This window comes from Acidicapsa borealis (genome assembly GCF_059115245.1).
This window is the reverse complement of the sequence record NZ_JCACNY010000001.1, coordinates 2202101-2211663: the sequence shown is the minus strand read 5'-3', so window position 1 is coordinate 2211663 and position 9563 is coordinate 2202101. Positions and strand designations below refer to the sequence as shown.

The 9563-nt window shown below is 57.8% G+C and carries 13 protein-coding genes; 11 read left to right on the top strand and 2 right to left on the bottom strand.

From position 1 onward, the window contains the following. Positions 1-323: 323 nt before the first annotated feature. The 7 genes from AC5S27_RS09170 (at position 324) to AC5S27_RS09140 (ending at position 4456) form a co-directional block, all read left to right on the top strand. Positions 324-968, top strand: coding sequence for an RNA polymerase sigma factor (locus tag AC5S27_RS09170; RefSeq protein WP_493934263.1), 645 nt, complete (start codon positions 324-326; stop codon positions 966-968). Then, complete coding sequence (locus tag AC5S27_RS09165) at positions 965-1327, top strand: hypothetical protein (RefSeq protein WP_493934262.1); 363 nt, start codon at positions 965-967, stop codon at positions 1325-1327. The genes AC5S27_RS09170 and AC5S27_RS09165 overlap by 4 nt, the downstream gene beginning before the upstream one ends. 88 nt (positions 1328-1415) lie before the next feature. Beyond that, a complete protein-coding gene (locus tag AC5S27_RS09160) occupies positions 1416-1949 on the top strand; it encodes a shikimate kinase (RefSeq protein WP_493934261.1) in 534 nt (177 codons plus the stop codon). Positions 1950-2067: 118 nt separating this feature from the next. Then, positions 2068-3060, top strand: coding sequence for a heme o synthase (cyoE, locus tag AC5S27_RS09155; RefSeq protein WP_493934260.1), 993 nt, complete (start codon positions 2068-2070; stop codon positions 3058-3060). 20 nt (positions 3061-3080) lie between these two features. Beyond that, positions 3081-3638 (top strand): DUF420 domain-containing protein, encoded by a 558-nt coding sequence (locus AC5S27_RS09150; RefSeq protein WP_493934259.1) that lies wholly within the window; start codon positions 3081-3083, stop codon positions 3636-3638. A gap of 6 nt (positions 3639-3644) precedes the next feature. Continuing rightward, positions 3645-3917 (top strand): hypothetical protein, encoded by a 273-nt coding sequence (locus AC5S27_RS09145; RefSeq protein WP_493934258.1) that lies wholly within the window; start codon positions 3645-3647, stop codon positions 3915-3917. 68 nt (positions 3918-3985) lie between these two features. After that, positions 3986-4456: a single-stranded DNA-binding protein gene (locus AC5S27_RS09140; protein ID WP_493934257.1), complete on the top strand. Its 471-nt coding sequence runs from the start codon at positions 3986-3988 to the stop codon at positions 4454-4456. A 62-nt stretch (positions 4457-4518) separates the two neighbouring features. Here AC5S27_RS09140 and AC5S27_RS09135 read toward each other — a convergent pair whose 3' ends face one another. Beyond that, positions 4519-4878 (bottom strand): hypothetical protein, encoded by a 360-nt coding sequence (locus AC5S27_RS09135; protein ID WP_493934256.1) that lies wholly within the window; start codon positions 4876-4878, stop codon positions 4519-4521. 15 nt (positions 4879-4893) lie between these two features. After that, on the bottom strand, positions 4894-5988 hold the full coding sequence (locus AC5S27_RS09130; RefSeq protein WP_493934255.1) for a purine nucleoside permease: 1095 nt from the start codon (positions 5986-5988) through the stop codon (positions 4894-4896). A gap of 142 nt (positions 5989-6130) precedes the next feature. On the opposite strand from AC5S27_RS09130, the gene AC5S27_RS09125 reads away from it, so the two are divergent. From AC5S27_RS09125 to AC5S27_RS09110, 4 genes are all read left to right on the top strand, one after another. After that, positions 6131-7138, top strand: a complete 1008-nt coding sequence (locus AC5S27_RS09125) for a metallophosphoesterase (protein WP_493934254.1) — start codon at positions 6131-6133, stop codon at positions 7136-7138. 24 nt (positions 7139-7162) lie between these two features. Beyond that, the gene (gene cyaY, locus AC5S27_RS09120) at positions 7163-7477 is read left to right on the top strand and encodes an iron donor protein CyaY (RefSeq protein WP_493934253.1); all 315 of its coding nucleotides are present in this window, start codon (positions 7163-7165) and stop codon (positions 7475-7477) included. Positions 7478-7543: 66 nt separating this feature from the next. Continuing rightward, complete coding sequence (locus tag AC5S27_RS09115) at positions 7544-8314, top strand: glycosyltransferase family 2 protein (RefSeq protein WP_493934252.1); 771 nt, start codon at positions 7544-7546, stop codon at positions 8312-8314. 98 nt (positions 8315-8412) lie between these two features. After that, complete coding sequence (locus AC5S27_RS09110; protein WP_493934251.1) at positions 8413-9516, top strand: LacI family DNA-binding transcriptional regulator; 1104 nt, start codon at positions 8413-8415, stop codon at positions 9514-9516. The last annotated feature ends 47 nt before the right edge of the window (positions 9517-9563 follow it).

Sequence of the window (9563 nt, the reverse complement as noted above, 5' to 3'; positions counted from 1 at the left end):
GTTTGCCCGGCCGGTGTCTCTCGGATGCTGGTAGATGCGGAAAACGGGCAGGATTGTTTTTGCTCCATGCAAGCCGGAGGTCGTTGCTTTTGTTGAATTTAGACAGAACCACCTCTCCGCATGGCAACAATCGCTGTATAGGGCCCAGCTGTTAAAGTTTGACCAACGCAATCGGTTTTGGGCTCGAAGATCAGCCGATTTGCGTGAAGTCACAATCAGAGAAAGCTGTCGTTCGGATGCATTCTTCTCCGGTTCTTCTTAGGAGGAACGCGGGTCTGAGGGCAGTCGCAAGCGCAACACAAAGTACTCAAAGGGAGCAGTCCATGGAGCCCGGCCTGACCGAATCCGCAGTCGCCGACAAAGCCGTCGCCGCGACTGCTGCACCACCGCTACCGTTGGCGCCAGACGCCGATATCCTTGCTCGCGCGCAGGCCGGGGATCATACCGCCTTCGCCCAGCTGTATTCACTTCACAAGCGGCGCGTCTATTCCCTCTGCCTTCGCATGTTGGGAAATGTCGCCGAAGCAGAGGACCTCACACAAGAGTCGTTCCTGCAGCTGCATCGAAAAATTGCTACCTTCCGGGGGGATTCAGCGTTCTCGACGTGGCTGCATCGGCTCACAATCAATGTGGTCCTCATGCATCTACGCAAGAAGGGATTGAATCTAATCTCTCTGGATGAAGCGCTCGATCCTTCACCCGAGTACGGTCCGATGCGTAGTTTTGGAGCTCCGGATTTGCGCCTCACTGGGTCTATCGATCGCATGACACTGGAGAAGGCCGTGGAGGACCTACCCGCAGGATATCGGCTGATTTTTGTTTTGCACGATATCGAAGGGTACGAACACAACGAAATCGCAACCTTGCTCGATTGTTCTATTGGCAACTCGAAATCCCAACTGCACAAGGCCCGAATGAAGTTGCGGGAGGCATTAAGAGCCCCTGCGGATGAGGAGATGGCCAAATGACAGAATTCAATACGCTTAAGCCGGCTGATCCGGTGGTCGAATCCCGCCTGGAAGCGGAACTCGCGGCAGTTCAATATGGCGGTTCTGCAGAGCAGGCGATCGACCAGGAATGCGCCGAGTTTCAGGCCCAAATGCCGGCACGCATCGGGGCGGGGGAAGACTTGCAGACCCAGCCTCACATGCTGACCTGCGAACGGTGCCGTGCCCTTGTCCGCGACCTCGAGTACATAGCTGAGGCCGCCAAACAGCTCATGCCCATCGAAGAGGAACCACGCGAGGATCTTTGGGAGAAAATCCAGTCCGCTATCAAAAATAGCGCTCAAATGACTGACCAGGCAGCGGAAGAAGGCTATGCCTGACAGCCCTATGTCAGAGTATGTGAACGAAGCATCAGTGCGGAATCCGGCCCCTCCGGATTCCGCACTTTCGCAATTGGGGACAAAGAAAGTGCAAAGAATTGCCCTTACTGGATTCATGGGAGCCGGCAAGAGTACCGTCGGAAAGCTCCTCTCCCAACGTCTCAGTTGGAATTTCATCGACGCCGATGATGCCATCCAAGCCACTGCGGGGGCAACCATCGCCGAGATTTTTTCCAAGCACGGCGAACCCTGGTTTCGCGAGCTTGAACACCAAACGATTCGCCGTCTGGCTGCCGCAGATCACCTTGTTCTGGCTCTCGGAGGCGGAGCGATCGAGGATGAGCGCTCGCGAAACCTTCTTCGCAATAGCCCCGGGACCTGCCTGATTCACCTTGAAGCAACGCTCGAAACCGCCCTGAGCCGCTGCCAGGGCACGGAATCCACCCGCCCTGTCCTTGCCCAGGCGCTGTCTGACCGTGCCGCGCTCGAATCCCGTTACTTGCGGCGGCTTCCGCTCTATCGAGAAGCGCATCACTCTATTCCGGTCGATTCTCTGTCCCCGGAAACCGCAGTAGACGCCGTGCTCGAAGTGCTTCGCATCAATCCGAAAACCGCACTCTGAAATTTCCCAACTCAACCCTTGCTATGATCAGAAGAGCACCAAGGGTGAATCGTTCCGGGGCACCTCGCGCGAAAGCGCCCCCGCCGCATCGCTCTTCGCGAGGTAGCAGCTAAACCCGATGTCGATCGTACCCTCAGCCCCGGCCAAAACCAGCATCGCCATGCCAGCGGCTGAGCACACGGATTATGCCGCCTCTCTGCATCCCGCTCCGGGTGCGACAGCTACGCTCATCGGCGACCTCCGCGAACTCTTCAAATTCAAAGTGACGGCCATGGTCCTCGTAACCACATGGGCCGGCTTCTACCTCGGTTCGCTCGACTCCGGGATTTCAAGCGTCCAGAGCGGTCTGCTTGGCACGCTGGTCGGGGTCGCACTCGTCTCCGCCGGAGCCAGCGCTCTCAACGAGGCGCTCGAACGCAAGTCGGATGCGAAGATGATCCGCACCGCCAATCGCCCGATGGCGACCGGACGAATATCGCTCTTTCAGGGGATTTTTCTCGGCCTGGGCGCGGTCGTTCTGGGCGGCTACTTCCTCCAGCACTTCACCAACCTGCTCACAAGCGGCCTGGCTCTGCTCACGGTCTTCAGCTATGTCGCCATTTACACGCCGCTCAAGCGCGTCACCACGCTTGCAACGTTTTTGGGGGCGTTCCCCGGCGCAGCCGGCCCGTTGCTCGGGTGGACTGCCGCACGCGGGCAGATCGAATGGCCGGGGGTTGCGCTCTTCGCGATCCTCTTCGTCTGGCAGTTTCCGCACTTCATGGCCATCGCCTGGCTCTACCGCCATGACTACGCCCGGGCCGGCATCAAGATGCTCCCCGTGGTCCAGCCAGACGGCATGTCTACTGTGATTGAAGCGCTGGTTTACGCGGTTCTGATGATCCCGGTATCGCTTGCCCCGTATTGGCTGCACATGGCGGGACTTCCCTACGCGATCCTCGCTTCCGTTCTCGGCCTTGCCTATCTCGGCTACACCATTCGCTTTGGACGCATCCTCAAGGCCACCAGCGAAACCCAGAGCCGCATGTTCGCCCGGGATTTGCTCAAGGTCAGTGTCATCTATCTGCCTCTGCTGCTGACCGGTCTTATGCTTGCCGCTACTGTGAAATAAACCGTAAGAGTCCTGACGCCATGACGACACAAAATCGAGTTCTACCATCGAACGCCAGCCCGCGATCCGCCATCGTTGCCATTCTGGGCATCAGCGTTGCCGCGTCGCTCTTCCTGCTGTGGCTGATCTACCTGCATCCGGCGGCTGACTCGGCAGGCACCCGTTTTACCTTCCTGCCCGCGCTGAACGCTTTGCTGAACGGTCTGGCCGCCACGGCTCTCCTGATCGGCTATACATTTATCCGCGCTCACCGCATCAACGCCCACCGCAACGCCATGTTCACGGCCTTCGGGTTTTCAACGCTCTTCCTGCTCAGCTATATCGCGCATCATGCTTTGCACGGAGACGTCCGTTATCCGCTTCACGCCGCATTCCGGACCCCGTATCTCCTGCTCCTCAGCAGCCATATCATCTTGGCCATCATCGCCCTGCCGCTGGTCCTGATCACCTTTTTCCTGTCTCTGACCGGCCGCATCGCGATCCATCGCAAAGTCGCCCGCTGGACCTTCCCCATCTGGCTCTATGTCTCGATTACCGGTGTCATCACGTACGTGATGCTCCACATGGCGCTGGGATAACCGGACATGCCATTACGGAACGACCTCAAGCCACAACGCAATTCGGATGACGGAACCACCCAGCTGCTCAAAGGCGGCTCACTGATTCTCGCGGCAGGGGTTATCTCGTTTGGGCTGCTGATGATCGTCTTCGGCGGCGTCAGCGTGGAGGGCGCACACTCCAACCCGGGATGGCTGGCGCTGATCATCGCGGCCATGTGCCTGCCCTTCGGCCTGATGCTGACTTTGCTCGGCGTGGCGAAATGGTTCCGGAATCGGAACCTGGACCGAAAATCCTGATCACCCGGCAGCACACGTAACCACTCACTGTCTGCTATTCTTTCCACCAATACAAACGGAGCATTCTCATGGCTAAGAGCGTCAATAAAGTTATTCTTCTCGGCAATGTCGGCAAAGATCCCGAAATCAAAGCCCTCCCCAGCGGCCAGCCCGTCGCCAACTTCTCCATCGCTACCAGCGACCGCTACAAGGACCAGCAGGGCAATTTCCAGGACCGCACCGAGTGGCACAACATTACTGCCTACGGCAAGCTTGCGGAAATCGTTCGCGACTACGTGAAAAAGGGCGGCAAGCTTTACGTCGAAGGCCGCCTCACCACCCGTAGCTGGGACGACAAAGACAGCGGCAAGAAGGTCTATCGGACTGAAATCGTGGTCGCTGACCTCAGTCTGCTCTCGGGCCGCGGCGAAGAAGGCGGCAGCAGCTCCCCAGGCGGCTACAGCCAGCGCAGTAACAGCAACACGGCCAGCTTCGACCAGCGCAACAGCAGCGACGACTACGCCGGAACCCAGATCACCGACGACGATATCCCGTTCTAGTCGGGACACATACTGCAATTGAGGCCCAGTTTGATCGCATGCTCATGCGCTCCGTCTGGGCCTCACTGCTTTCCATGTCGTGGTGCACGGATCGAACCGATACTCATCCCGCAAAGCCCGATCATGATCACACCAAAGCCCAACACGCGAAAATCGTACATATTGTGCATGAGCTTCCCAAAAGCTATCGTCGCCGCAAACCAGCCTAGATTAAATATGAGCGTCAACCAGCCCAGGGCCCGGTCACCGCGCCGTCCAGCCCGCAGCAGGTTCACTGAGCCCAGCAGAAAAATGAACCCGGAAGCGCAAAGAGACCAGAGGAATAACTCAGGCTTGTTCCAATAGCCGACAAACGTTCCTGCCGTATGCCCTACGCCGCCGAGCAGCAACAGACTACCTAAGATTCGATCAAGAGCTTTCATGATGCCTCCTTCGTGCTACCTGGGAATTCTCTCCTCGTAGCTTCCCCAGTTCTTTAATATCTCGGCAGTCACGACGCTGCCCACCTTGTAATTGGCATCGAGCGCAGGAATATATCCCGGTGACGAAGCCAGGTTCTCGAACAGACTTTTCTCCGGCGAAACACCGGCTGGGGGCAGCACATAGTTACTCGCCGTGCGCAGGATCATGAGTCTTTGAAAGCTAACCTTGCCAAGCTTATCCAGTTCTGACATCGCCAGTACGATACCCTGATCTTCACAGTCGGAAATCGTCAGCTTGGCCGTGCCTCGCGTGTAAAGATGCACCCAGTCGCGGCCCCACTGGGCCATTACCTTGCCATGCCAGAAATGGTCCGTTCCGAGGCTATCGCCAACCATCACATATGGTTTCTTCTGGGCCTCGGCATATTCTTTGAACTTAGGCCGCTGCGCCGCTAGCTCGGGTGTATCCGGAATCGCAACTTCGCGAGTTAGTTTGTAAGCCCAATCGGTCAGATCGGGATTCAGTTTGTAGACGATGCGGCCAACGCCGCCTGAGCCATCCTCCGAAACACCAGCGGCGGGGGCGGATTCGACATTGGCTGGCACCTTTGCCGGCTCTTCTGCTCCCAGTGCGATGGTTCCGTAGGGCCACGCGGCCGGTATCTCCCTGCTGTCGATTTCAAACGCCGGATCGCCATCCAGAACCTCGCGAATCCACACTGCGCCTGCTGCGGGAACCGCTGCCGGATCCGCGCCGCCGATGCCGCTCAGCAGAAAGTAGGTGTGCCGCAGATCGAAGCGCGGGTCCATCGCCAGCGCCATCATCTGCACGGCGCATCGTGAAGTCGTTCCGCTGATCATGGCGTACAGGCCCTTGCCGTTGGTCAGGATGGGATGATCGATTCCGGGTACCTTGATCGACTCGTCGAGATGCTCACGCTCCACCCAATACTGCAGTTCGCCTGGAACATCGCCGCGATCCTTCCCTGTCTCATAGGTCGCGATCACCATCACCTTTGGCCGGATCGTTTCGGCCATTCCAGCCGAAACACTCATCATCCCCAGCGTCAGCAAACACAATACCCCAAAGTAAAAAGGCAATTTGCCCATGTTCACCCCGTCTAGAAGCAAAATGAATGCGCGTCTGTTGGAGCCTTTATACCATCTGCTCCGGGTGCGCCATTCATCTCTTTGTGACACACTCGTCTTAAGTTGATGAAGACACGTCTATTTCTCAAAGGGTCCCAGAATCATGTCGACAATCAGCACACGCCGCCGCTTTCTCCAGCAAACCTTCGCTTTCAGCGCCCTCGCCACACTTGGTTCCCTGCCCGGGCGGGCCAAAGACATCCCTACAGAAAAAGGCGCCACGGAACTGTTGATGATTGGAGATTGGGGCTATGAAGATGCCACAGCCCAGACTAAAGTGGCAGCGGCGATGAAAAGCTACGCCACTAAGACCAGCCTGCGTCCCGAAGCGTTGCTGCTGCTGGGGGACAACTGGTACGGAGCCCTCGAAGGCGGAGCAGATTCCCCGCGCTGGCTCTCCAACTTCGAAATGATGTATTCGGCGAGCACCTTCCCTGGCCCGGCCTACGCCATCCTCGGTAACCATGACTACCAGAACTTTCCGGGCAACAAAGTCGAGGCCGAACTGGCGTACGCGGCCACCGGCAGATCGCGATTCACCATGCCGGCTCGCTGGTATACCTTCGAGTTTCCGAAAGCCAATCCGCTCATCACCTTTATCGCGCTCGACAGTAATATGCCGCACGAAGTCAGCAGCAAGAAGGCCGGAAGGGACTTCACCCTGACCCCGGACCAGCAGGCGCAGCAACTCGTCTGGCTCGATACGCAGCTCAGCCGTCCGCGTACGACTCCATTTCTCGTCGTGATGGGTCACCACCCGGTCTACTCCGATGGTCCCCACGGCGATCACCCGGTTCTCACGAGAGACTGGGACCCGCTCTTCCGTAAGCACGGGGTTCATCTCTACCTGGCCGGACACGATCACGACCTGCAGCACTTGGAATTTGCTGGTCATCCGACCAGCTTCTTCATGTCAGGCGGTGGCGGTGCCGACCTTTACGACCTCAAGATCAAGCCCAGTGAACGCGGACCCTTTGCACAGAAGGTGTATGGCTTCAGTCATCTCTCCGTGACGAAGGAAAAGCTGACGCTGCGCCACGTAGACGCGAGCGGGCAGACGCTCCACGCCTTCTCCAAAACGCCTGCCGGGAAGGTTGAAATCCTCACCTAGAGCAGAAGTTGGTACACTTTTCCAATGATCGACGAAATCGTATTCCGCAAGGCGGCTGACGCTGCCATTGAAGACCTGAAAGAAGAGCTATACGCCACCGAAGAGGGTGGCGGCTTTGAAGTGGAAGAGCAAAATGGCGTTCTCTATGTGGTCTTTGAAAAGCCTGCCGGTAAGTTCGTGATTACACCGAACGCGCCCGTACAGCAAATCTGGATCTCGGCACGGAATACCAGCTTCAAGCTGGACCTGACGACCGACGGCTTCGTGCTCGCCAAGACTGGCGAAACGCTCACTCCGCTGATCAAGCGCCTCATCGAAGCCCACCTGAGCTATTCATAGATCGCAGACGCCGGATTCGGCAGATCGCTTTTCACACTCACACTTCACACTCTCACTTGCCTCTTGATGAAGCTCTCCATCGCCATCCTCGCCTGCAATGAAGCAGCTAATCTTCGGCGCGTTTTACCCAGTGTTGCCTGGGCGGACGAGTTGGTGCTGGTGGATTCCGGCTCGACCGACGACACGATTGCGATTGCGGAGAGCTTTGGCGTCAAGGTCTTCCGCGAGCCGTGGAAGGGCTATGGCCCGCAGATGAACTCGGCGCTTGATAAGTGCACTTCCGAATGGGTGTTCTCGCTTGACGCCGATGAGGAGATGACGCCGGCGCTGCAGGCGGAGATTCGGACGCTGTTGCAGGGCCAGCCGAAGTTCGATGCTTACTGGGTTCCGCGCAGCAACCAGATTTTTGGGCGCTGGATGCGCCACGGGGGCCAATATCCGGACTACAAGCTGCGACTCTTTCGCCAGGGAACAGCGCGTCTGCCAGAAGATACCGAGCCTCACGCGACCCCCAAGTGGGCTGGCCCCAAAGGAAAGCTGAAGGGCGACCTGCTCCACTACCAGTACCCAACCGTGGCACTTTACGTCGAGCACATGAACCGCTATAGCTCGGCCAGCGTTCCGCTGGTGCTGCGCAAGGGGCGGAATTGCCGTGGGATTGTAGAATTCGTGGCGATGACGTTCGTCAATCCGGTGCTTACTTTCGTGAAGAACTACATTTTCCGCGGCGGCTTCCTCGATGGCCGCCCGGGTCTGCTCTTCCACATGTATCACTCGGCTTATACGAGTTGGAAGTACGCCAAGGCCTGGGAAACGGTTACTCGCAACGATAGCTAGCGAAAATCGCGCAACTGTCTGCGAATCAGGCTGGTACGCTTTCCCTACCCTCTGGAAAAGCCTTTTACTGGACTGCACAATTCTGCTACAAATCATGGATGCCCAAGGCAAAGCTGCCATCTGAGTCCAGTCCTGGCTCTGACCTCAAACCAGGGCATGTCAATCTGAAGATGCTCGCCGAGCATCTCCAGTTATCACAGACGACCATCTCGCTGGTCCTCAATAATTCTCCGTCGGCAAAATCGATTCCGCCGGAGACACGCCAGCGGGTGCTGGACGCCGCTGAGAAGCTGAATTATCGGCCTAACTATTTCGCTCGTTCGCTGCGCCAGAGCCGCAGCCTCAGCGTCGGGGTGCTGGCGCCGGACCTGAGCGAGGGCTACTTTACCCGTGTCATGAGCGGCGTTGTGGAAGAGCTAACGCTGGCTAAGTACTTTTATTTCACTGCTTGCCATGATTGGAACAAGCACCTGATGGCGGAATACCCGCGCATGCTGGTGGAGCGCGCGGTCGACGGTTTTCTGCTGCTGAATACGCCTGCGGAGATCGAGGTGCCTGTGCCCGTTGTTGCCATTTCGGCGCACGGAAGCGAGCCGAACGTGACGCACATTGTCGTCGACCATTTGAAGGCGGCTGAACTGGCGTTGACGCATTTGCACGAGCTGGGACATCGGCGCATCGCTTTTATGCGCGGGCCTAAGGCTATTCCGGACTCGGATTTTCGCTGGGAAGGGATTCAGCAAGCTGCTGAATCACTTGGACTTACGCTGGATGCGGAGTTGGTGACGCGGATTGAATCGGAGAATGGCGGCGGAAGCTGGAGCGAACAGACCGGGGCTCATCCTATGTCGCCGGAGATTGGCTACGAACCGATGAAGCGGCTGCTCGGCAAGACTCGCGACTTTACGGCGGTCTTTTGTTTCAATGACATAGCGGCAATTGGAGCAATCCGGGCTATCGCGGAAGCTGGCTTGAGTGTGCCGGGCGATGTGTCCGTTGTCGGCTTCGACGATATTCTTTCGGCGGCTTACTGCACGCCGAGTCTGACGACCGTGCGCCAACCGCTCAATGAAATGGGCAAGACCGGGGCACGCATTCTTCTGGAGCGGATTGCGCATCCGGAGAAGACTGAGTTGACAGCGGAGATTGTGATGCAGCCGGAGCTGGTGGTGCGCGAGTCTACGGGAGCGGCAAGGGCCTGACGCCTGGGCAGTGCCTGTCGGACTCTGCCGATGCGTTCGAGGTTGCG